General features: G+C 57.2%; 23 protein-coding genes. 13 read left to right on the forward strand and 10 right to left on the reverse strand.

Translation table 11 applies throughout. From position 1 onward, the window contains the following. Nucleotides 1-34: 34 nt before the first annotated feature. The 5 genes from O2597_RS11615 to O2597_RS11635 all read right to left on the reverse strand — a co-directional run bounded on the left by O2597_RS11615 (nucleotide 35) and on the right by O2597_RS11635 (nucleotide 7,968). Entirely contained in the window at nucleotides 35-3,097 is a 3,063-nt protein-coding gene (locus O2597_RS11615; protein WP_269524991.1) for a cytochrome c biogenesis protein, read from the reverse strand. A gap of 34 nt (nucleotides 3,098-3,131) precedes the next feature. Continuing rightward, nucleotides 3,132-4,604 carry a cytochrome c3 family protein gene (locus O2597_RS11620; protein ID WP_269524993.1) on the reverse strand — a complete coding sequence of 491 codons (1,473 nt, stop codon included), beginning with the start codon at nucleotides 4,602-4,604 and terminating at the stop codon, nucleotides 3,132-3,134. Nucleotides 4,605-4,669: 65 nt separating this feature from the next. Beyond that, nucleotides 4,670-5,017 carry a c-type cytochrome gene (locus O2597_RS11625; protein WP_269524995.1) on the reverse strand — a complete coding sequence of 116 codons (348 nt, stop codon included), beginning with the start codon at nucleotides 5,015-5,017 and terminating at the stop codon, nucleotides 4,670-4,672. An 86-nt stretch (nucleotides 5,018-5,103) separates the two neighbouring features. After that, nucleotides 5,104-7,128 (reverse strand): TonB-dependent receptor, encoded by a 2,025-nt coding sequence (locus tag O2597_RS11630; RefSeq protein ID WP_269524997.1) that lies wholly within the window; start codon nucleotides 7,126-7,128, stop codon nucleotides 5,104-5,106. A gap of 18 nt (nucleotides 7,129-7,146) precedes the next feature. Beyond that, the gene (locus O2597_RS11635; RefSeq protein WP_269524999.1) at nucleotides 7,147-7,968 is read right to left on the reverse strand and encodes a cytochrome c3 family protein; all 822 of its coding nucleotides are present in this window, start codon (nucleotides 7,966-7,968) and stop codon (nucleotides 7,147-7,149) included. A 517-nt stretch (nucleotides 7,969-8,485) separates the two neighbouring features. On the opposite strand from O2597_RS11635, the gene O2597_RS11640 reads away from it, so the two are divergent. From O2597_RS11640 to O2597_RS11650, 3 genes are read left to right on the forward strand one after another with little or no spacing between them, the layout of a single operon-like run. After that, nucleotides 8,486-9,217 (forward strand): MotA/TolQ/ExbB proton channel family protein, encoded by a 732-nt coding sequence (locus O2597_RS11640; RefSeq protein WP_269525000.1) that lies wholly within the window; start codon nucleotides 8,486-8,488, stop codon nucleotides 9,215-9,217. A 35-nt stretch (nucleotides 9,218-9,252) separates the two neighbouring features. After that, a complete protein-coding gene (locus O2597_RS11645) occupies nucleotides 9,253-9,666 on the forward strand; it encodes an ExbD/TolR family protein (protein ID WP_269525002.1) in 414 nt (137 codons plus the stop codon). 5 nt (nucleotides 9,667-9,671) lie between these two features. Then, complete coding sequence (locus O2597_RS11650) at nucleotides 9,672-10,460, forward strand: TonB family protein (RefSeq protein WP_269525004.1); 789 nt, start codon at nucleotides 9,672-9,674, stop codon at nucleotides 10,458-10,460. Nucleotides 10,461-10,552: 92 nt separating this feature from the next. On the opposite strand, the gene O2597_RS11655 is transcribed toward O2597_RS11650, so the two are convergent. Next, nucleotides 10,553-11,473 (reverse strand): LysR family transcriptional regulator, encoded by a 921-nt coding sequence (locus O2597_RS11655; protein ID WP_269525005.1) that lies wholly within the window; start codon nucleotides 11,471-11,473, stop codon nucleotides 10,553-10,555. A gap of 129 nt (nucleotides 11,474-11,602) precedes the next feature. Here O2597_RS11655 and O2597_RS11660 point away from each other — a divergent pair, with 129 nt between their 5' ends. The 4 genes from O2597_RS11660 (at nucleotide 11,603) to O2597_RS11675 (ending at nucleotide 14,473) form a co-directional block, all read left to right on the forward strand. Next, nucleotides 11,603-12,631, forward strand: a complete 1,029-nt coding sequence (locus O2597_RS11660; RefSeq protein ID WP_269525007.1) for a purine-nucleoside phosphorylase — start codon at nucleotides 11,603-11,605, stop codon at nucleotides 12,629-12,631. A gap of 95 nt (nucleotides 12,632-12,726) precedes the next feature. After that, entirely contained in the window at nucleotides 12,727-13,176 is a 450-nt protein-coding gene (locus tag O2597_RS11665) for a MarR family winged helix-turn-helix transcriptional regulator (RefSeq protein ID WP_269525008.1), read from the forward strand. 75 nt (nucleotides 13,177-13,251) lie between these two features. Beyond that, nucleotides 13,252-13,683, forward strand: a complete 432-nt coding sequence (locus tag O2597_RS11670) for a DoxX family protein (RefSeq protein WP_269525010.1) — start codon at nucleotides 13,252-13,254, stop codon at nucleotides 13,681-13,683. Nucleotides 13,684-13,771: 88 nt separating this feature from the next. Then, on the forward strand, nucleotides 13,772-14,473 hold the full coding sequence (locus tag O2597_RS11675; RefSeq protein WP_269525012.1) for a pirin family protein: 702 nt from the start codon (nucleotides 13,772-13,774) through the stop codon (nucleotides 14,471-14,473). Here the strand turns inward: O2597_RS11675 and O2597_RS11680 are convergent. Further along, complete coding sequence (locus O2597_RS11680) at nucleotides 14,470-15,171, reverse strand: hypothetical protein (RefSeq protein WP_269525014.1); 702 nt, start codon at nucleotides 15,169-15,171, stop codon at nucleotides 14,470-14,472. The two genes, O2597_RS11675 and O2597_RS11680, sit on opposite strands and share 4 nt — an antisense overlap. Nucleotides 15,172-15,300: 129 nt before the next feature. On the opposite strand from O2597_RS11680, the gene rdgB reads away from it, so the two are divergent. After that, entirely contained in the window at nucleotides 15,301-15,894 is a 594-nt protein-coding gene (rdgB, locus tag O2597_RS11685) for an RdgB/HAM1 family non-canonical purine NTP pyrophosphatase (RefSeq protein WP_269525016.1), read from the forward strand. A 138-nt stretch (nucleotides 15,895-16,032) separates the two neighbouring features. Here rdgB and O2597_RS11690 read toward each other — a convergent pair whose 3' ends face one another. Both O2597_RS11690 and O2597_RS11695 read right to left on the reverse strand, forming a co-directional pair. Further along, a complete protein-coding gene (locus O2597_RS11690) occupies nucleotides 16,033-16,425 on the reverse strand; it encodes a DUF983 domain-containing protein (protein ID WP_269525018.1) in 393 nt (130 codons plus the stop codon). Between the two features lie 495 nt (nucleotides 16,426-16,920). After that, nucleotides 16,921-17,361, reverse strand: coding sequence for a hypothetical protein (locus O2597_RS11695; protein ID WP_269525020.1), 441 nt, complete (start codon nucleotides 17,359-17,361; stop codon nucleotides 16,921-16,923). A 388-nt stretch (nucleotides 17,362-17,749) separates the two neighbouring features. On the opposite strand from O2597_RS11695, the gene O2597_RS11700 reads away from it, so the two are divergent. Further along, the gene (locus O2597_RS11700) at nucleotides 17,750-18,241 is read left to right on the forward strand and encodes a hypothetical protein (protein WP_269525022.1); all 492 of its coding nucleotides are present in this window, start codon (nucleotides 17,750-17,752) and stop codon (nucleotides 18,239-18,241) included. A 138-nt stretch (nucleotides 18,242-18,379) separates the two neighbouring features. Here O2597_RS11700 and O2597_RS11705 read toward each other — a convergent pair whose 3' ends face one another. Further along, nucleotides 18,380-18,628: a hypothetical protein gene (locus O2597_RS11705; protein ID WP_269525023.1), complete on the reverse strand. Its 249-nt coding sequence runs from the start codon at nucleotides 18,626-18,628 to the stop codon at nucleotides 18,380-18,382. Between the two features lie 142 nt (nucleotides 18,629-18,770). Between O2597_RS11705 and secG the strand changes: the two genes are divergently transcribed. From secG to O2597_RS11725, 4 genes are all read left to right on the forward strand, one after another. Beyond that, nucleotides 18,771-19,229, forward strand: a complete 459-nt coding sequence (gene secG / locus O2597_RS11710; protein ID WP_269525025.1) for a preprotein translocase subunit SecG — start codon at nucleotides 18,771-18,773, stop codon at nucleotides 19,227-19,229. Next, entirely contained in the window at nucleotides 19,229-20,140 is a 912-nt protein-coding gene (locus tag O2597_RS11715) for a hypothetical protein (protein WP_269525026.1), read from the forward strand. The genes secG and O2597_RS11715 overlap by 1 nt, the downstream gene beginning before the upstream one ends. A 121-nt stretch (nucleotides 20,141-20,261) precedes the next feature. Next, entirely contained in the window at nucleotides 20,262-21,113 is an 852-nt protein-coding gene (locus tag O2597_RS11720) for a CopG family transcriptional regulator (RefSeq protein WP_269525321.1), read from the forward strand. Nucleotides 21,114-21,230: 117 nt separating this feature from the next. Next, a complete protein-coding gene (locus O2597_RS11725; protein WP_269525027.1) occupies nucleotides 21,231-22,427 on the forward strand; it encodes a pyridoxal phosphate-dependent aminotransferase in 1,197 nt (398 codons plus the stop codon). The last annotated feature ends 21 nt before the right edge of the window (nucleotides 22,428-22,448 follow it).

A 22,448-nucleotide genomic window follows, 5' to 3' on the forward strand; every position in this document is an offset into this window, starting at 1 on the left:
TTTCTAATGAATGTGATACGTAATTTCATTGAGTCTATGCCGCGGTTGCGTGCCTCTTCTTTCCCGGCCGCAGGCAGCTGAGCCCGATTAGTACTGCCTGGCTGATCCAGAAGGCCATGAGCCAGAGGAAGGCCTTGTCCATAAAACCGTAGCTGTGGAGCCCGACACCCAGCATGTTGGTGCCGAACCAGGACCAACTGGTGACGATGTTCCCCGCCACGGCCAGACGCATCAATTGTGCCGTATCGACCATCGTGGTGCGCAGCCCGTGGAGAATAAGGGCATTCCAGAGGACGATCATCAAGGCCCCGTTTTCCTTCGGGTCCCAGCCCCAGAAGCGCCCCCAGGACTGGTCCGCCCAGATTCCACCCAGAATGGTGCCGACAAAGCTGAAGAGCAGGGCGAAGCACAAGACACCGTAGACCATGCGGTGCAGGGTTCCGGAGGTTTCGTTGTCGGGCTGGCCGGGAAGGTGTTGCAGGACGATGTAGAGAATACCCAGAGCGCCCGCCAGGAATGTGGCTGAGTAACCGATCGTGATGGTTGTGACGTGGGTGGAGAGCCAAAAGTTCGAGTCGAGAACAGCCCGCATCATTTCCATGGTGTCGTTTCCGCCGCTTGCGGCCAGGTTGTGTGCGATGATCAGGGTGGTGAATCCTGTGAGGCTGGCGGCGGCGGTGGCGAGGCCGTTACGGAAGACACGCTCGAAGGGAAGGGCCAGTAGGACCGCAGCCCAGCCGACAAAGACGCTGCTTGAATAGAGATTCGTCACCGGCGCATACCCGCTCAGGTAGATGCGTGCGGCCAAGCCTGCCGTATGCAGGATGAGTGAGACCACTGCGATCCCGACGGCGGTCCGTGCGAGGAACGGATTGCCCAGCATCCAGAAGAGCGCGATGGCGATGAAGGATAGAATGTAGAGTTCCAGGCTCCGGTAGAAGGGCTGCCATTGGTTGAAGCGCACTTCGGTCGCACTCCGGGCCTGGGTGCCGGGGAGGCGTGTGCCGATTTCCTGATGGATGCTTGAGAGGGCGCGGTTGAAGCTTTCCGCATCATCCGCACGCCAGGCATCCGCGAGTTGCAGGTAGCCCCTCAAGACGGGGTCCGCTTCGGCCCGGACGGTCGAACCGAGCAGTGCCATGCCGGGGGTGGTCCAATGCTCCATGTCCTCGGCCTTCAAGAGTGGATTCTCGGTGGGGATGAGGAGGAGGCCGCTGCCCCGGTTCTGTTGCCTCAGGAATGCGGCTGCCGCGGCATCATCCCGCGGGGCGGTCTCCTTGTTGCGCTCGATCAAATGGTCGAGCATGGGTTCGAGGGCATGTTGTCCTCCGATCTGTGGGAGAATGCCGTTCTGCAGGCTCTGGTAGCGGATCAGGCTGCGGTGGAGCTTGAGCAGGGCGCTGTGGTAGGGGCTGCGCTCCTGGGCTTCCTCCGGCACCAGCTTGGCCTGTTCGTCAATCTTGCGTAGTTGCGGCTCCAGTACGCTGTAGGATAAATGGGCGGTTTCGGTGTTGGGCTGGCCGAGCAGGTCGAGCAGGTCCGGATTGTCGACCCGGAACATTTTGTACTGGGCGGCGTCCTCCGCCTTGAAGAGAAGGTCGGCCAGTGAGATGAGGGCCGGGATGCGTTTGCCTTCGGCATTGAGTGCGGTTTGCTTCGCCCGGGTCAGCAGCAGGGTGTTCCGGGCCAGGCTGTCGAGCGGTTTCAAACGGCCTCCGTCCAGCAGCGGCAGACGGGCAAAGCTTTTCATGTCATAGGCGGCATAGGCGTCGCCGCCAATCGGCCCGCCGGTCAGGGCTTTGTAGAGGATGGAGCCGGCGGTCAGTGCCAGCAGGCCTGAAAGGACGAGGGCTGGAATGCTGCGGCTCGCGGCGGGACCCCGCTGCGCCTTGGCCGCGGTTGCGGAGGTTTTTCGCCGCCGGGAAAATTTCAAGAGGCCCCAGCAGAACTGCCAGACCATGCCGATGGAGACGAGGGTGCAGGCAAAGTAGGGGCCGAGCCATCCGGGGTTGCGAACCACCTGCAAGCGGGAGGCGCGATCGGCACGTCCCATGGCGTCCTGCCCGAAGCCTGACTGGTAGAAGGTGAGCCCGGCGAAACGCAGCGGATGGTTCATCTTGATCAGGACCTCGCGGGATTCCCCGGTATCGGTATCCTCGATACCGATCAGGCTGGAAAAGTTGTTGGGGATCTCGGTGCCGGGGTAGCGGTCATGCCTGAAGTCGAGGAGCGTCATCCTGAAGGGCAGTGGCTTTTGGGCAAAGCGCAGGCTCAGCCCGTAGTCGCGTCCCTTGTATTGGAATGTCTGGAGGGGCATGCTGGTCTCGAACAGATTGCTGACCAGCCAGGTGCCGAGAACCGTTTCACCATCCCGCAAGCGGATGTACGCGGTGGTGCCGTTACGTTCGTTGCTTTTGTAGGTTGGCTCGAGGGCGCGGACGGTAAAGCCCCGGCTTCCCGCGAGGCCTTTGTCCGCAATGGGGACGTTGTTTCCCATCGCAGGGTTCCCGGGGAGGATTGCCGCGTTCGAATAGTAATGAAGGGTTTCGACGGTAAAGGGCAGATCCGGAGACTGGACGGGAGTTTTGGGGCGTAGAAGTTCGGCCGGAATCGCGACCACAGTGTCCGTGTCCGGGGCAGTCATGTCGATTACCGCCAGTTCATCCGCATGAAAACTCGTGAGGTGACGAACGCTTTGCCCCTCTTCAAACCAGATGTAATCCTCTTCCTGCAGGAGTTGGGTGGCGAGCTGACTGAAGATCAGCAGAAGGATGCCGAAGTGAATGCAGACGATGCCTCCGAGGGACCAGCGGGGCCTAAAATGCCTGAAGTGTGCACAGGCTAGATTCAGGACCAGCAACGGCCCGAGAAGGTAGCCGCCGGGGATGGGCAGGTGCACGACGTGCAGGTACTGTCCCAGTGGCCAGGACTGCGGGTAGCCCCAGGTGGTGAGCAGGCTCTCGAAATATTTCATCTGCGCCCCCCGGACTCCCAGGTCAACCTGGTCAAGGGTCCCGAAGAACACCAGTGCGAGGGAGGCCAGCAGGAGCCAGACAGTTAGACGGAGTGAGGCGAAGTATCTGTAGAGGGCATTCACGGCGTGCGCAGGACGGTCGGGTTACGGAGGCCGATCATTCGGCCAGCGTGCCGTCATGGCAATCGCTACATAAAAAACCTTCGACGTCGCCGCCGGGGTGCTTGAATTCCACGCCGTCCGGATGGAGGGTGCGCAGTTCCTCCGAGGTGGAGCCCTGGGCCAGGATGGAATGGCAGCTGTTGCAGTTGGACATTTCCACGGTGCGGGAACCGTCCTTGGTGCTGTGCATATCGTCGTGGCAGCGGAAGCATCCCGGCCAGTTCATGTGCCCGATGTTGTTCGGGTAGGCGGACCAGTCCGCCTTCATCTTGGGGAAGAAGTTCGCCGCGTAGATGCCCTGTAGCTCCTGGATGCCCGCAGTCAGAAGCTCATCGCCTTCGTAGGCCTCGGTGAGACCGGCTTCGATGGCGGCCAAGGCTTCGGCGCTATCTGCGTATTCACCGGTCAGCAACTCTACGGCGAGGCGCTTGACACCGGACAGCTCGGTGGGGAGTTGGCCGAGGTAGAGGGACTGGTCGACCAGTTCCGAGGGGGGCTTGAATACGTGGGCCGGCCGATTGTGGCAGTCCATGCAGTCCATCTTGTGGATTTCGTAGTCTGCAGGGTTGCCTTCGAAATCCGGGGTGACGTATTCCGCAACGGAGCCGTCGGGATAGGTCACCCGGATCCATGGAATGGTTTGCAGCTGTTCATCCTCCGCAATGAATTCGACCATATTGCTGGCGCTCATGTGCCAGTGGATGCCCTCGGCCGCACCGCGACGGGGATCCGCACCGCCGACATTGAGCGACATTCGTACGGTAAAAGGCGTGTTTTCGTCGTCGGCGAGAAAGTGGGGGTAAGTGCGGTCCAGGTTGCCGGTGAATTTCTCCGGCCAGTGGCAGGCTTCGCAGGTGTCGCGTGCCGGACGCAGGTTATGGACCGGTGTCTCGATTGGGCGGTTGTATTTATCGAGGGCGACGGAATAGACTTGGTAGAGCCCGCTCAGCTTGGATTTGACGTACCATTCCGCTCCTGAGCCGATGTGGCACTCCACGCAGGCGACACGGGCATGGGCACCGGTCTGGTAGGTGGTGTATTCAGGCTCCATGACCGCGTGGCAGACCTCGCCGCAGAACTCCACGGATTCAGTGACATGATAGGTCTTGTAGCTGCCGATGGCCGAGAGAATAAGGAAGATGAAGGTCCCCGCAGTGAAGATGATGAATTTTTTCCGGTCGCTGCGGTTCGCGAGATTGAGCGAGAAGGTCAGCGCCGAAATACCCGATTCATTGCGCAGGATTTGCCGGCGGTGCAGAAACCAGCCCACGAGCATCAAGCCCATGCCGAGGATGAGAAAGGCGGGGGAGGCAATGTAGGTCAGGATACCGAGGTAGGCATTGCTGTGCCCGGCAAAGAGGTCCATCACGAAGAGGAAGATGAATGAGAACGCACTTCCGATCGCGATGACTGCGCCACAGAGGCTGATCCAGTTGTTAAAATAGGACAGGCTTGATTTCCGGCTCATAGGTTCAGGGCCAGTTTGGGTTCAGATAAAAAATGATCCCGCCGTTTCCGGCGGGATTACGAAGCTTACTTTGCAAAAGAGCGAATCAATGGCACCATTGCCTGAATTTCTTCCTCGCTCAATTTTTCGGCATAGGGCGGCATTTTCTTTTTACCGCCGTCGAACACGCCTTCCTTTGTGGTCTTGACGATTTCCTCGTCGGTCATTGAAGCCTGGACGTTGGCATCGGTGTAGTCCTTGATGCCGAGCTTTTGGCCGATTTTGGTCGCACCGCTGCCATCCTCGGCGTGGCATTTCTTGCAGTTGGCTTTCCAGACTGCGGTGGCATCAATCGCTTCGGAGTCTGCCAGCAGGTTGAGGCTGGAGAAGGCGAGGGCGGTCAGGCCCAGAAGGGAAATACGAATAGTTTTCATAGACGACTATAAGGGTTAATGGTTCAGGGGTATCTTTCGCCCTGAATTCTAAGCGAATCCGTACCAGGAAATCAAGCCTGCAAGGCTTAGAAGCGGTACTCGTATTTGGCGCTGAGCATGTGGGCTGAGTAGTCCGAATCACCCGCAGTGGCATCGTCCTCATGGTCGAGGTAGGTGTACTCCAGCATGATCTTCTTGTTGGCTGCGAGCCGCTTGGTCACGCCGAAGCTCAGGCTGTATTCATCCAAGTCATTGCCGTACGGCACCGTGGTGGCGCTGTTGCTGGTGTAATTGTCGCTGGTCAGGGTGCTGACCGAAGCGCTGAAGTCGGTGCTTTCGTTGTAGGCGAAGTGGGCGCCGATCTGTGCGGTGAAGTAGTCCATCTCGCTGTCGGCGATGACATAGCTGCTGACGCTCTCGTAGTGGTCGCTGGCCGGGGTGGTCAACTTGTCCTGTACATAGTTCAGGCTGCCGAAGAGCGTGAGCCGCTGGGTGGCCATGTAGGTCAGCGACTGGCTGAGGAAATAACGCTCTTGCTCGGAGCTTTCCGTCTTTTCGGTCACCTTGCTGTCGCTTTCGATCTTGGACTTCTGCAGGTCAACCCGTGACACCGAGGTCAGGTTGGGGAGAATGCGCCAGTTCACCCGGACATTGAAATCGTTGGTCGCCCGTGTCTGGTGGGTGATGTAGGCCGGATACCGGTCGAGGTCGGTGGTGATGTGGTCGTACTGGTTGTCGGTCCACTGATGGTAAGCCTGGAAGGCGACGGTTACGGTGCGGTGGGCATTCCAGTTGGCTCCGACCGTGAGCTTGGCTTTATTGCGCTCATAGTCGGTGTCCCGCTCAATGTAGCTGCTGCCGCCAAACTCTTCCAGGTTGCCGCTGGTTTGGCTGCCGAGCAGGCTGCTGTACAGGGTCCAGTTTTGGCAACCGGTGTAGCGCGCGCCCAGTTCGGCGGTGATGACGTCGTAGTAGTCTTCGGTTTCCGTGGGTTCCGGATCATCGGTCAGATCAACGATGCCATCTGCATCCTGCTCGGTGCGCTCAAAGCGAAGCGATGGGGTGACGATCCAGTCCTCGGCCGGCTGATAGAGTGCGCTAAGGGTGAATGCGTACTGGGTCAGGTCGAAGTCGGCGTCCACTTCATGCTCCAAACTGGCGCCGGAGGCCAGGGTCGGATAGAAGCCGCTGTCCCCTTCGAGACGGATGGTGGAAACATCCCCGTCGAGATAACTGACCATGCCGGCAGCGTTGACGGTGAGCATTTCGGATACTTTGTGCTGCACACTGGCATGGCCGGTGAAGCTGTCGGTTTCCATGTCTTCCTCCTGGGCGACGAAGGTGGTGGATCGGCCGGTGTTTCCGCCGACCGGGTATTCGACCGAGCGCAGCGCGTTATCGAGCTCGACATGGTCCCAACGAAGGGCGGCGCCCCAGTCGGTGGCTTCCGTGTCGCGCTGGACTTCCACTTCGAGTGTGTGGTGGGTTTCATCCAGGTCCCAGAAGGAGGGGGAGATCTTGCGGCGTTCGCCCGAATCGTTGTTGATCGTTGCGTAGTTCCAGTGGGTGGTGGCCTTTTTCCCTTCGCGCTCACGCAGGGTATAGCGGAAGGTGTAGGTCATCTCCTCGTCCGGTGTGAACACGGATTCAATGTAGAACTTGCTGCGGTCGAGGTGGAGCTTCGGATCGAAGGGCACGAGTGCGTCATTGTTCGGAATCGCGACGCTGTTCCCGTCGGACCAGTAGCGCTGGGTTTCAAAGCCGATGGTGGTACGGTTGACGCCGAATTTCTCGAAGGTGGCTTCCAGTGAGTAGTCACCTTCGTCAATCATGCCTCTGGCATCCAGATTGAAGGTCCAACCATCCCGTACATCGGTTTCGAAGTGCAGGGATTCGATACCACCTTGCAGGTCCGCCGTGCGGTTCGTCCGGGCTTGCCAGGCGGCGTCGCTGCCGTCGAGGTCGATGCCGGTGACGCCGAAGACGATATAGTTCTTATATTCTGTATCCGCGCTCTCCTCGGCGGCCAGGAAACTGGCCGAGAGGGCGAGCGGTGTGATCCACCGAAGCCATTTGCCGGTGGAGCGGGGGGAAGTAACAGGCTTTTTCATGGGGTGGTGGGGTGAAGATTAATAACGCAGGTGTGAGTTGATGTTGGAGCCGTGGATCGCCTCGTGGCATCCGGCGCTCCAGCAGGTGCCTCGTCCCAGGAAGCTGGAGTGCTCGCGGCCACCGATCAACACGCTGCCGCCGGAGGCGGGCTCGAGCATGTGGCATTGGAGGCAGAGGTTGGCGTTTCGCACCTTGAGTAGTTTGGCATTCACCGAGCCATGAACCGTATGGCAGGTCGTGCATCCGTCCCGCAAGGCCTCGTGCTCGAAGACGTGGGGGCCTTTTTGTGCATCGTGGCATTGGAAGCAGGTCTGGTTCTCGCTCATCAGTGCCGTGCCGCCACCCATGACGGCCGGTCCCTCATGCGGGTTGTGGCAATCCGTGCAACTGATCTTGCCTTCCAGAACGGGGTGGGCGCTGGGAAGATGGAATTCGCCGCGCTTGTCCAGGTGGCATTGGAAGCAGCTCTCCGGATTCTTTCCAGGATTGACGATCTGTCCCGGGATTTCGCCGCCGTTTTCCGCGTGGAGCGAGCCCGGGCCGTGGCAGGCTTCGCAGCTCAGGTCCAAGCCCTCCTCCGAGCGAAGACCCAGGCGCGCATGGGAGGCGCTGTGGAAATTGCCGGTGACATTGTCGTGGCAGAGGGAGCATTCCTCGCTACCCACAAAAGTGGCGCCCGGAACACTGTTTGGAATGTTCATGACCGGGCCGTTCATGGTCATGCAGGAGGTGATCAGAATCGACAGGGCGATGCCACCGCCCAGGAGAAGTTTTTTGACGCCGCGCTTGCGGATGAGTTGACGCAGGCCGGCGACGTGAGTCGGGGATATGGGGTCCATGTGAGTTGTTGTTGAGCTAGGGGTGGGGCTTCGAGCAGAAATCCTGAACAGAATGCCTGCTTTGCTGTTAAAGATGCTAATAGTAGTATTTGAAATGTTGCAATTCCGGATCCTTGGACAGTTTGTGCTATTAGCAATTCTACAGTTGTTTATATTTCTGCTAATCCTTTGGTTCTGGCTTTTCTAAGTGCCTTTATCTTAGGCAGATGTCATTGGAATTGCAGGGCCCTAGAAATAGCGCTTTGACACGCTTTTATGGCGTTTGGGATGGGGTAAGTTAGGCGCTGCGCATGAGAAAAGATTCTTATTTTAGATCCGAATGAGTGGATTATTGAGAATATTTCTAATGTTATTCGCGTAGCGCGTGGCGCGATTTTACCGTAGTGCGGCGATGTCTGTATTTTGTGTGTGCGGGCTGGCCTGTTTTTTGAACTCTCGCCTGTTTTATGCTGGAAGCCTATTCCGGGGCTGTTGTTAATGGGCCACTACCGACTTTCGCATCTCCTTTGTATTTGAAATGAGTTTCTCTCTCTTCCTCGATTCGCTGATCATCCAGGCTGCGGGTGGTCCCAATGTCTTTACCTACTTTGCCCAATCCAATTTCGCCGGTAAGATCGTCATCTTTATCCTGGTTGTGTGTAGTGTGGTCGCGTGGTCGGTCATGCTGGGGAAATACATGGACCTCTCCCGCCTGCGTTCCCAGAATCAGCGCTACGAGCATATGCTGAGCAAGGAACCGCATTTATTGGCGCTCGATCCGGATCGTCCCGGAAAGGGGGGCGGGCCCTATTATAACATTGTGCGGGAGGCGCTGGAGGCCTTTTTCCGCTACGGCGGGCATGTCGCGGATGCGGATGTGCACCGCGCGACCCTGCGTATGGGGCATGTGGAAAATGCGCTGCAGCGGGGTGTGGCGGAGCAGACGATCCGCTATGAGGCTAGGATGGTCCTGCTTGGCTCGATCGTGACCGGCGCGCCGTTCCTGGGCTTGCTCGGTACGGTCTGGGGGGTGATGGATGCCTTTGGCGGCATGGCCGGTGCGGGATCTGCGAGCCTGCAGAGTTTGGCTCCCGGTGTGTCCGGCGCCTTGCTTACCACGGTGGCCGGCCTTGTTGTGGCGATTCCTTCGGTTTTCGGGTACAACTACTTGCTGCAGCAGACCAAGATCTCGGTGGTTGAACTCGAGAACTTCGCCAGCACGGTGGCCGACCGGATTGAACTCGAGGCGCAGGCGGCCGCGAACGCGTGATTTGCCGCTGCGATTGAATTTCCTATTTTTAAGACGTGGCTCGTAACTTTCATCGCAAAGACCGCCTCTCGGCGCTGACGGAGATCAATGTGACGCCTTTGATCGACCTGGCTTTTGCCCTGTTGATTATTTTCATGATCACCACGCCCTTGCTTGAGCAGACGATCGAGGTGAATCTTCCGGTCGAGTCGTCCAGCTCCCAGCCGGAGGATCGAGAGGAATTCCAGTCGGTGGCGATCGACCGGGCGGGGCGTTACTTCTGGGGTGAGGATCCCGTCAGTCGGGCCGAATTGGGCGAACTGCTCGATGTGCTGGCCCAAGATCCGGCGCCGCCGGTTCTCAGTATCCGGGCGGATGCGACCTTGCCCTATCAAAAGGTGATTGCGGTGATCGACATGATTAAGCAAAGGAAGCTTTCCAAAATCAGTTTGGACACTAAAGTCGAGTAGTGCGGATGAATTGGAAAAACAACCAGCCTTTCTGGACCTCGGTGATCCTTCACCTAGTGGTTCTGCTTGGTTTGTTTCTCGCGACCATCGTGGAGGCCTTTAAGCCCAAGGAAAAGGAACATGTCTTTATCATGGTCAGTCCGCCCGCCGATACGGTGGCGGATCGTCCCTCGGTGGATACGAATGAGCCGATTCCTCAATTTGATCTCCCCGAAATTTCGCAATTGCAGCCGGTGCCGGAGATTCCGGAGGTGCAACCGGCTCCGCAGCCAAAGCCGCAACCCGTGGTGAAGCAAACGCAACCGGCTCCTGCTCCAAAGCCAACGCCGAAGCAGAAGTCGATGACCTATGAGGAGTACAAGAAACAGTTTGGTGAGCCGAAGGCGCGCAAGCAGCCGACGGTGACGCGTCCAACGACGGAAGTGCGCCAGATCGATACAGACTCGATTCAGGATAATTTGAAAATCTTGCTGCGGAACCAGACGCCCCGGCAGAGCAGCGGAAATACCTTGGCCAAGCAGAATGCCTTGGCGCAGTATGGGGCCCAGCTGAATGCCCGACTGAACCGGGCCTGGGGCAAGCCGTCGAATCTGGCCGGGGTCCGATTGTCGGTGACCGTGGTTTTTGATGTATCCCCTTCCGGGCAAATTTATAAAATGCGGCTTCAGCCATCTTCGGGAAATAGTGCCTTCGACCAGTCGGTCTTGGCTGCGTTTCAGCGGGTGGCCAACGCCGGGCCCACGCCGACCGGTGAGCAGCATACCTTTACCATGACCTTCCGTATGACGGAGTAGGTGCGGGAAGGTCGATTTCCTGAACGAAGCGGCCTTTGGAACCGGTCATGTAGCAGCCGGTGTCAACCGGATGAGTACTGGGAATGCTACGATTATTCAGAATCGGTATTCGATTGTGGAGCCCAGTTGCCCTCGCTGCGTAACCACTCAAGTAGAGTCTTGAGGCGCGCTTCGTCGGTCCGTCGGGTGTCCCAGGCGAGGTAGGCCGGTACGGCGCGCTCCTTGCGGCCAAAAGGCGCGATCAGGCTGCCTTCTTCCAGTTCGGTCTCAATATAGGATTCCGGTGCGATCATGTAGCCCAAGCCCACCTTGGTGGATTGAATCAACATGGAAAGGTCGTCCCGCATGCTTGAGGGGGCCGTGTGGTCCTCCATCTGTGCGTAGTGCTGGTCGTTGATCCAATCGTCCAGTGACTCGGGGCGGATGGTGTTCATGATGAATGGCAGGGGGCGCAGGTCCTCGACGCTGTGCAGCGGCCCGTGTTTTTCCGCAAAGGCCGGAGACATGGTCAGGACGGCAATGTTTTTCCGGAAAGGTTCGAGCTGGGCAGTACGCATTTTGGGCCTGCGACCCTGGTCGATCCAGGCGTCCAGGGCGCGGAGTCCGCTTTCATCATTTTCGGGCAGGGGAACAATTGAGAGGGTTTGCTCCGGGTGGAGTCGGCTCCACTTGTGTAGTCGCGGCAGGAGCCAGTGGATGGCGAAGGCTGCGGTGCAGCCCAGGATGATCGGAGCACCCGGACCTTCGCGGCGGATTGCCTCCAGCCGGGTGCGGATCAGGCCGAATGCTTCGCTGGCGGCTTGTTGGACCTGTTTTCCTTTTTTAGTCAGTTCCAGGCGGTTGCCGATGCGTTCAAACAACCGGGTGTCCAGTTCGGCGGAAAGGTTGTGGATCTGCCGGCTGATCGCGCCGGGAGTGACATTCAGTTCCCGGGCTGCCGCTTTGACGCTGCCGCATCGGCAGACGCTTTCGAAGGCGCGCAGCGCGGTGAGGGAGGGGAGCAGGTCGTTCATGGTAGGCTCAATTCGTGAGAATAGTTGAGTTTATGTAAATATGAATTGAGCTTTTTGCGAGTTTAGGTGGCTCGAAAAGTGGTGTATTTGAATTCGTGTTTACAAATGATCAATTAACTGCGCTGCCCGATGAGTGAGAAGACCGAAATCAAGGTATTGGTCATTACGACCTTTGAAACAGGTGAAGATATCGGGGATGTGCCGGGGGAGTTCCAGTACTGGGTGGAGCGTGAAGCACTTTTTGAAACAATCGAGGTCCCAGGGCTGAAGCATCCCCTTCGCAGGAATGACCGCGGCTTGTATGCCATGGTTTGTGGCACCACCTCCCGTTGTGTGCTCCAGATCATGGCGCTTGCCGCGGATCCACGTTTTGACTTACGTAAGACCTATTTTCTGGTTGCCGGGGTGGCTGGTTCCGACCCCTTGACCGCGGCCCTGGCGACGACCAGCTGGTCGACCCATGTGGTCGATGGTGCGATGGCTTTCGAGATCGATGAGCGTGAAATTCCCGGTGACTGGCCTTATGGCCTGGTGGCTTTCGGTGCGACAGCGCCCGGGCTTGGGTCGCAGGATGTGGATGATGTACCCTCGCCTTGTGTGCCTGAAGGTAGCGCGGGGGGCGTGCAGACAGTCTGCTACAAGCTCAATCCCAGCCTTGTCGAATGGGCTTATGATCTGACCCAGACGCTGGAGATCCCGGACGACGAGGTGATGGCGGCTTACCGGGCTCAATTTGCCGAATTCCCGGAGGCACAACGCGCACCTCGGGTGATGAAAGGGGTGAGCCTGGCTTGCGATCGATTCTGGCATGGTGAGCTGAAAGCCCGTTGGGCGAGGGATTGGGTCCGCCTCTATACCAAGGGCGAAGGCGAACTGGTTATGTCTGATTGCGAGGACCAAGGTGTTTGTGGCTCGATCAAACAATTAGAACTCATGGGGAAGGCTGATTTCAGCCGCCTGTTGGTGCTTCGCGGCTCCTGTAACTTTGTCATGCCGCCGCCAGGCAGGTCGCCGGCGGATTGTCTTTTTGGCGAGACTATTGAAACCGCCTATCTGCAATCCTTAGATGCGGTTTACCGCGTTGGAAGCGTGGTCGTGCATGCGCTCCTCGAGGGCTGGGCGGACTATCGTGAGCATTTGCCGGAAACGGCCTCATAAAATCATCACTGCTGCTGTGTTTTCGGATGCAGCAGCTTTTTTATGGGTAAATGCCTTGACATCAAGGCAAATGACGCTCTGTTTGTCATCTTCTAATGGCAAAAATCTACCAGCACTCCGGGCCGCACTTGTTTCTTCTTCTTTGGAAGGCATCGCATGCGGTCATGGGCTACGATCAGGCAAGCATCGCGAAGGCCGGCTTTCGCTCGCTTTCCGATTTCGCGGTGATGGAGGTTATTCTGCACAAGGGGCCGACTCCGGTTAATGCGATCGGGGAGAAGGTTCTTTTGACAAGCGGTTCGATTACCACGGCGGTGCAGCGTTTGGAGAAACGCGGACTTGTCCGCCGTGAGCGGAAGGCTGAGGATGCCCGGGTTGTCCTGGTGCATTTGACGGATGCGGGGCGTGCACTGATCGAAGCGAGCTTTGCCGCGCATGCGGCCAATCTGGACCGCTTGTTCGAAGTCTTTGATACGGAGGAGCGCAATCAGTTTGACCGCTTGCTGAAGAAACTCGGCCGCCGGTCCCGGGAAATTCGCCCTTAATGTTTGCGATATATCTTGATGTGAAGATATATGCACCTCTGAAACAAAATTAAATTACATAGAAAGGGAAATTGTATGAAATTGAAAACAGTCCTTTTGGGAACGACGAACAGCTTGGCCTTTTTGCCGCTCCGGATCGGGGTGGGGCTGGTGATGGCCGGACATGGTGCACAGAAACTCTTCGGTTGGTTCGGAGGCTACGGCCTTCAGGGGACCGGGCAGTTTTTTGCGGAGAATCTGGGTTTGAAGCCGGGAGTTTTGATGGCCGCGTTTGCGGGCGGCACTGAATTTTTCGGGGGTGTACTGCTCCTCCTCGGTTTATTGACGCGGCTCGCGGGTCTTAGTCTGGTGGGGACCATGTTGGTTGCCATCATCACGGCTCATCCGGATGCCTTTTTTGCGAGCGACAATGGGATGGAATACCCGCTGACCTTACTTTTGGCCAGTCTGACTCTGACGATCGGGGGAGCCGGAGCGCTTTCGGTGGACCGTCAATTGGTTAAATAAAATCATCACAGGCCATCGTAGCCGACGGGAGTCAAGTCGGTTGCGATGGTCGCATGGGGAGGTACGAATCATGAAGCTGCCGAATTACATGATCACACGATCAGTCCAGCGGATGCGCACGCAGTTGGATTGGCTGGATAGCCGGCACAGTTTTTCGTTTGCCGGGCATTACGATCCGGACCGTATGGGCTTTGGTCCGTTGCGGGTGGTGAATGACGACCGGGTGGGGCCTCGGGGTGGTTTTCCGCCGCACCCTCACAAGGACATGGAAATCATCAGCCTGGTGCTGGAGGGGCGTCTCGAGCACAAGGATAGCCTCGGCAACGGGCGGGTCATCGGGGCCGGGGAAATCCAATACATGAGCGCCGGTAGCGGGGTGGTGCACAGCGAGTTCAATCCCTCGGAGACGGAGGCGGTGCACTTTCTCCAGATCTGGATCGAACCCTGGGAACAAGGTGTGGTGCCGCGTTATGCGGAACAGGCGATTCTGGGTACTTCCAGCAATGTGTGGAAGCTCTTGCTGTCGCCGGATGGCCGCGAAGGCTCCATGGCGATTCGCCAGGATGCCGAGCTTCGTAGTCTGCGGCTTGAGTCCGGAGCGTCGATTGAGTATCACAGCACGCGGACTGGGCGGGGCTTGTGGCTCTTTGTCCTCTCCGGCGATGTTCAGGTGGCAGATATGACCCTGCATTCCGGGGACTCTCTAGCCGTGCAAGATACCGGAGGTTTGGCTTTGGATGCTAGAGGGGCCTTGCCGGTGGAAGTGCTGCTATTTGACCTGCCGCTTTAGAATCTGCTCAGCTCTCCTGCGAGTTCGAGCGTCAGCCATGCTCCGGCGATCGAGAAGGATTTTGCCACGATGCTCGCCAGCAAGGCCGAGCTCTTTCGGTGGATCGAGTCGACCTGAAACAGGATCAAGGCGAGGAGTATCCCACCGACTGCTGTCATGATCGGATCCGGCACGGGGGTCCCCATCCAGAACCCGGGCAAGCCTGAAGCTACGGATACAAGGCATGCGATCAGGCCAATCGTCCTGTAGCGAGGGTGTACCGGATCGAAATGTAGAATGAGTGAAACGACGAGGGTACAAATGATGCAATCCGCGACGATCACAATGAGCCGGGATAAGATCTGTCCGTAGGTGTTTGTACTGTATTCCGGCTCCTGAACGGACATTCCCTCGAATTCCTTGGTGCTGCGCTTTAGCAGGTCGGCATAGTCCGGATCCTGAACGAGTGCATCGAAGGAATTCTTTCCGGTCATCCTCGAGCTCTCCGTTATTGTCTGGGCGTGCGGGATTTCCGGCAGCTCTTCTTCTAGGATATTTTCGCCGCTTAGTAAGCTGGGGGCGTCGCTTGTGGTTTCGCTCGGCCCGGACAGATCCTCGTTCATGCCTTCGCGGGTCGTGGTTGTTCGGTCCTCGGAGGCCCAGGTCATACAGTAGCAGCAAAGCAGGATGCAGAGCAGGGAGGCGCGCGGGTGGGGCATGGCCTCAAATTGGTGGAGGAAGCGGCGTTTGGAAATAAAATTGTCTCCTGAATGCCTCTTTCCTTTAAGAATGTCTGTCGAAAGAGGATGCTTGCCCGTGCACGCATTCCTGCTTTGCTGCTGCGGCATATGCGACAGATTATACTCGCCACGGGGAATGCGCACAAGGCGCAGGAGTTTCAGGGCCTCTTCGCCGGTACGGAATTGGAAATCTGTGCGGCATCGGTCTGCGGTGGCATGCCGGACGTTGAGGAGACTGGAAAGACATTTGTCGCAAATGCGAAGCTCAAAGCCATGGCCTTACGCGAGCTTGCGCCGAAGGATGCCTGGGTGCTGGCCGATGATTCGGGACTGTCGGTGGACTTTCTGCGTGGTGGGCCCGGAGTCTATTCCGCACGCTACGCGGGTTGCGATGCGACGGATGCCGATAATGTGGAGAAACTGCTTTGGGTGATGCGGGGCGTCCCGATGGCTCAGCGTGCCGCGCGTTTTCGTTGCGCCCTTTGTCTGATCGATGAGGTCGGTGAGTTGCGGGTGTTTGAGGGGCATTGCGAAGGGCACATTTTGGAGGCTCCCCGGGGGGATGCCGGCTTCGGCTATGATCCGGTTTTTCAGCCGCTGGGCTATTCGGAGTCCTTCGGTGAGCTTGGAGAGGAAGTGAAGTCGCGCTTGAGTCACCGGGCCAAGGCAATTGAGGCCCTCCAGAGCTGGCTGCCGGTTTAGGGCTGCGCGATCCGCTCGGTCCTTGCGCCCAGGCCCGTTCGATCTCTCGGATCAGTCGTTCTCGCAGGATCTATGCGGCCTCGCTGGTAATGGTGTTCGGTTCGGCTGGTCCAGTCTGCTTTGCTGAGTCGCTGTGGCTTACTGATCGTCGCTGTCATGGTCTTGATTGGCGCTCAGTTCATTGGCTTGAGTGAGGTAGTAGACCATGACGACCCAGCAGAGGAGCAGGGGATAGAGCAGGAGGCAGAGTAGGATGGAGCCGACGATCCCCAGGGTGACGCCGGTCCAGAGTCCGATCTTGTCCGTCACGACTAGTATACAGACCGGAACGATGACAAAGAGGAAGGCCAGGACATAGCCGATGGAGGTGGTGCCCAGATAGAAGCCGGATTCCTCGCCTTCGAGAGGCATCCCGCAGTGCCGGCATTTGGCGTGTAGGCGAAACCAGTTACGGAAGAGGCTGAATCCCCCGCAATTCGGACAACGCCCGGTCAGGCTGCGTTTAGCGATCTGGCTGCGGGCGACATTCATCCTGAGCGCAGCATGGATGGATCGACGGGGAGGTCAATGATGACCGCAGAGTTTCAGTACCTTGTTTTTTTTGGTTCGTCGTCGATTTCCGGGAAAGTGTGGCATTGGATATGAGTCCTCGTATGCTCCGACCCCTCCGTGTGCGACAGGCGCAGCCATCCGTCGTCTCTTTGATACGCCGTGACAAGCCTCCCCTTGGAAAGAGGAGGTGTTTTTCTGTACAACGACGTCAACTCACACGCAGAGCCCCAATAAACTCCTCCTCCATGGCTCGGCGTAGTCTTAGACGAAGACGGGTGCAGGCAGGGGAGGTGGATCCGCGGAGCGGAGGCGGAGGGGTCCACAATCAAGCCTACCCATAGAATCACTCGAACTCACGGATAAGCGATACGCTAGTCTGACCCGATGGAATCCGTCCACTTCAACAAGCCCTTACCCGGTAAGTGACGATGATCCTTTTTTTTTTGGGGGGGGGTGTATGGCGGTGTGCCCGTTTCAGGATTCCACCGGCTCCAGTTTTTCGGCGAAGCGGGGGTTGCTGACCATTTCGCCGGAGCGTACGCCCAGTATGAAATCCACGATATAATGGAGCAGCTTTTCCTTGTCCTTGTCGCTTTTCAGTTCACTGAAGTAGGGGAACATCGGTTTGTACTGGTGTCCGATCAGCCGTACATTGGCAAATACCTGAGGAACCTGATCGATTTCCGCGATCTTGATCTCCAGAGCTACTTGGATGCCATGTAAGCTCCGGTATAGCGAAATTCGGGAGTAGGAGAAATAGTCGCTTCGGCTGTCATGACGGTGATGCTCGATTTCTGCGGCATCCAGTTCGCTGCAGAGCCACTCCGTCAAGCGGTTGACGACTTGGGAGGAAATATGCGGGGCGGACTGTTTTACTTCCAGCAGAGCTTTCAGTGATAATGCGTTGGTTTCCATTATTACGTGATGTATTTTGACTAAGTGCGGGATGGTTACGGCAATAATGTGGGTGGTTTCCTTTACAAGTTGTAAATGTTGAGGCGTGCTAATATCGGTTCATTTTAATGTGGGAATAAGTAGACCTGCTGGGTTGCGGCGGCCCTTCGTTAGGGAGCGACCTCGCTTGGGAGGCTGTGCGGCTGCTTGGTTCTAGCGAGGTCGGCGTCACTGTTGGGGGGATGACCCCTGCGTTTCAGGGCATGTCTCCGGGCGTTGCTGGTGAGTTTTAACTAACTGAATTGTAAAATGTTCAGGTTGTTCGACATTAGGTTTCCCTTCTGCCGGAAAATGCTTCATCTTGAGACTTCAATTTGGCGGTCGAGGTACGATTGAAGCGGGAACAAAGATGCGACACACAACTTGGCCAGTATATCTTCTCTGTGTGGTGTGGATCTTCGGGATCTGGAGTCCCCGCATGTTGTCGGCAGACCCGGTTTCTTCAGCCACCTATGCCGAGGCGCTGGAGATGGCGGAGTTGATCGCTTCGCAAAATGTGCAATGGTCCATCTATCGGGCAAAAGGGGCTTCCATGGGGGATTATTTTGGTAGCCACTCCCTGCTACTGGTTAAGTGTAGTGGGATTCGGGAAGTTCAGGAGGGGATGATCGTGCTCTACCGCTCGTCCCGGGGGGAGGTTGTTGCCCACAAGGTACTTCGCCACCGCGGGGTCTGGTTGGAAACGGCCGGCGTGAGCAATGATCGACGGGATCCGGTTTTTGTGCGTGCCAATATGGTCGTGGGCACGGTTTTCGGAGTGATTCATGCGGCTTCTATTCCGGATGGGCCGCTATATACCTCTGACGGGCGCCGGCTTGCCGTCGCGTATTGCAAGAATTAAGAGAGGGGGTAATCGGGCGCATGCGTCCGCTGGTGCACGGATATGCTGCAGTGTACGGGGGCGGGGCCGTCGCGATCAGGCAGGCTGAGCCCGGCCGGTTCGATGCAAAGATGGAGCAAAAAGGCTCCTTCGCCCCTTTTAGGCCTTGGCGCGCTTTTGCTTCTTCTGGTCGGACAAGACAATCATGAACATGTTGCATGCCAGCCAGAAGGTGGTGGAAATCGGTACTGCCGCGATACAGGCCTGGAATTGTGCGACCAGAGGATCCGGCGAATAAGTAAAAGGCCGGAGCGCGAACGACATGAAAAGAAACATGCCGAAGCTCAGGATGAAACCGAGGGCGATTTGGCCAGTGCTGAGTAGTTTTTGGTAGGGAGCCTTGTCCATTTGGCCTAAGAAAGAAGTCCGTCGTCACTTTCTGTCAAAGCGAAAGTGCGGCTTTGTTTCGAAAACCGAACGCATTTATCGCTTGAACTTGTCCGCAGGCTGTCCATTTTCCCTGCCTTTTGCCATTTTATTATCACCAGTCATGGGTCCGCTTCTTATCAGTCTTCTCACTTTAGTCCTCATCCTTATCTCCGCTTTCGTGGTGCTGATCATCCTGATGCAGCGCACCAGCCAGAGCGGAGGCATGGGGGCCGCGCTTGGTGGCGGTGCCGCCGAGTCGGCTTTTGGCTCGGAAACCACCAATATCCTGACCAAGGGCACGATCTACGGTATCATCTCCTTTTTCGTTATCTCACTTTGCCTGTTCCTCTTGTACCAGTCGGAAGCCAAGGATCAGCTCGAAGCCAAGGATCCGACCCTGCTGGTTCCGGGCGAAGCCGAAGAGGCGGGTGCGGAAACCAGCACCTCGGTCATCGATCTGGAAAGCCTTGCGGAGGGAACCAGTGCCGCCGTTTCGGAGTCTGTTGAAGTGCCTGCGGAAGAAAGTACGGCTCCCACGACGGAAGCTCCGGCTGAAACACCTGCGGCTGCCACGAATTAATGGACTATCCCCGAATCCGAAGCTCTCGTATTTCTAAGTTTAGGCTGGCCGGTAGCGTGTGCGCTGCGGCTGGCCTTTTTTTTGCCGTTCTGCTCATCCCCGTGCAGGCGCAGCGGCCCGATACGGACAGTCGTGCCAGCCGCGGACTGGAGCGTTTGGATGAGGCGGAGAGCCTGGCGCGCATGGCGGCCTTTAGGAGTCAGCGGCTGGAGGGGGATTTTTGCTTCCAATTTGAATTGGTGCACAAGCCGCGCCGGGCTCGCAGTCTGTACTTTGACGGCACGATGTGGGGCTCATGGAACGAGCAAGGGCCGGTGACCCGCTACGAGCTCATCAATGACGCAGGTGAGGCAGACGCTCAGCGGATTGAATTGATCGTGCAGAACGGAAGTGGTGCCGGAGTCTGGCGTCGGGTTGACGGGAAGGGCCGCTTTCAAGAGCTGATCGGTGAAGACATGTTTGATCCTGTTCTTCCAGGCACCCTGTTCCGTCCTTTCGATTTATTGATGCCTTTTGTCTATTGGGATCGGTTTGAATACGAAGGGCCGGGGCTAGTCGGTGTCGGTGCCTACTCCGCGGTGCAAAACTATTTGATGTATCCGCCCGAGGACTTCGTTGCGGATGAGCTTGGTGCCGTACGTCTTTCGATTAGTGATGATTTCAATGCGTTGTTCCGGATTGAAATCCTATCGCCTGAAATGAAAGTGATGACGACCTTCACGGTTGAGAGTGTGCGTAAAGTCCAGGGACAATACATTGTAGGGGAGATGTCGCTCTTTGATGTCTCAACGCGCGATCGTACCACATTCAAGGTGGAGCGCGCCGCAACGGGACTCAGTTTGGACCGGTTATACTTTGACCCCTTGGCAGATGCGGTTCCCGGGGCGTCCGCAGATGTCATGTCCGAGTAAGCTTGGACGTTTGCAAAGCGAGTAAAGTGCTGGTTACGTTAGTGTGCCGGTTTCGTAAATCTTTTGTATTGACATTGTTACTACATGTTGCTTTGTGGGATGCGTCGTTTGACAAAATATTATGACCAGCCCTACTGCGAGTCCCCTAACATTCGATCTGGAGCAAGTGCTGCTAGATAAGCTGAAGAAGCTTCAGTCCAAGACCGGGGCACGTTCCGTAAGTGAACTGATCCGGTATGCAGTCGGCGTTTTTGATGCGTCTACTTTGGAGAGTGGTTCACCCTCACACCGTCAGATTTCTGTCCGCTTGGCACCCGAGATGCGCCAGCAACTTGTGCGTTTGAGTCAGCAGAAAAAGATAAGCGTGGGTGAAGTGTTGCGTGCGGTGGTTGATGCCCTGCCCGAAACCTTGCCAGATTTTAACCCCGAGACTAACATGCCTAAGAAGAAGACAAACAACAAAAAGGCCGCTAAGAAAGCACCCGCCAAGAAAAAGGCAGTGAAGAAGGTGGCCAAGAAAGCACCAGCCAAGAAAAAGGCTGTGAAGAAGGTCGCCAAGAAGGTTGCTAAGAAGGCGCCGGCCAAGAAGAAGGTCGCGAAGAAGGCAGCCAAGAAAGTGGCGAAGAAGGCACCAGCCAAGAAAGCAGCCAAGAAGAAGGTGGCGAAGAAGGCACCGGCTAAAAAGGCAGCCAAAAAGGTGGTGAAGAAAGCAGCCAAGAAAAAGGCAGCCAAAAAGGTGGCCAAGAAGGCGGTTAAGAAGGCGGTCAAAAAGGTCGCGGTGAAGAAGGCAGCCAAGAAAAAGGTGGCCAAAAAGGCACCGGCTAAGAAGAAGGTAGCCAAGAAAGCACCCGCCAAGAAAAAGGCCGTGAAGAAAGCAGCCAAGAAGGTTGCCAAGAAAGCACCCGCCAAGAAGGTGGCAAAGAAGCCCGCTAAGAAAGTGGCCAAGAAAAAGGTCGCCAAGAAAAAGAAGTAATCCGCAGGACTGCGTTTCTTAGGCTAGGCTTGCTTTTGCCGAGGCAGAAGTTTTCATTCAGCGCTCTTGTAGGTCCGGCATTCCGTCGGTCACCACAAGAGCGCTTTCTTTTTATCCATGGCTAACCTACTCAAACTATCCAGCTGGGCCAGCAACATCGCGCCGTCGCCGACGCTGGCTGTCGATGCAAAGGCTAAAGAACTCAAGGCCGCGGGCGAGGACGTCTGCGGCTTTGGCGCGGGCGAACCGGATTTTGACACCCCGGAATTTATCAAGGAAGCCTGCGCCGAAGCTCTGATGGCAGGCAAAACGAAGTACGCGCCCGCCCCCGGACTCCCGGAGCTGCGCGCTGCGATTGCGGAGAAATACCGCCGCGACAATGCTGTCGAGGGGGTGGAGGCCGCCCAGGTCGTGGTCAGTCCCGGTGGCAAGTATTCCTGCTACCTTGCGATCCTGGCGGTGGTCAGTCCCGGCGACGAAGTCATTATTCCTGCGCCCTACTGGGTGAGCTATCCCGAGATGGTGAAGTTGGCGGGCGGCCTGCCCAAGACGGTTTTTGCCGGTCAGGACGCCGGTTTTAAGATTACTCCGGAGCAGCTGCGCGCGGCGATTACGCCGAAGACCCGCATGCTGATTCTGAACAGCCCTTCGAACCCGACCGGCGCCATCTATGAGAAGGCCGAACTGGAAGCGTTGGTCGCAGTCGCCCTGGAGGCCGGGATCTATATCATGTCGGATGAGATCTATGAATATTTGCTCTACGACGGTGTGACGCATGCCAGCCCGGCCTCTTTCTCCAAGGAAGCGGCGGCTTCGGTGATCACCGTGGCGGGTTTCAGCAAGACCTTTTCCATGACCGGCTGGCGCTTGGGTACGCTGATGGCACCCGCCCCGGTGGCCAAAGCGGTGTCGAGCCTGCAAAGCCAGACGAGTTCGAATGCCACGACTTTTGCACAATACGGCGCGCTGGCTGCTATGCAGCAGTGGGACAAATCCATGGCTGCCGTGAATCAAATGATCGAAGTCTTCGACCGTCGCCGTCTGCGTTTGCTGGCCGGGCTCAAGGCGATCGACGGCATCGAGTGCGCGCGTGCACAAGGTGCGTTCTACCTCTTCCCGAATATTGAAGCGCTGGGTCTGAGTGCCAATGAGTTCGCCGCCAAGATCCTCGAAGAAGAGAAGGTCGCCGTGGTGCCGGGGGAAGGTTTCGGGGCGCCCGGCTACATGCGCCTGAGTTACGCGACTTCCGACGAAGTCATCGATAAGGGCTTGGAGCGTCTCGCTCGCTTTTGTGCCAAGCTCTCCGCATCCTGAATTTAGAAAACGAACTATCCT

This window comes from Coraliomargarita parva, from assembly GCF_027257905.1.
In the GTDB taxonomy this organism is placed as follows: domain Bacteria; phylum Verrucomicrobiota; class Verrucomicrobiia; order Opitutales; family Coraliomargaritaceae; genus Coraliomargarita_A; species Coraliomargarita_A parva.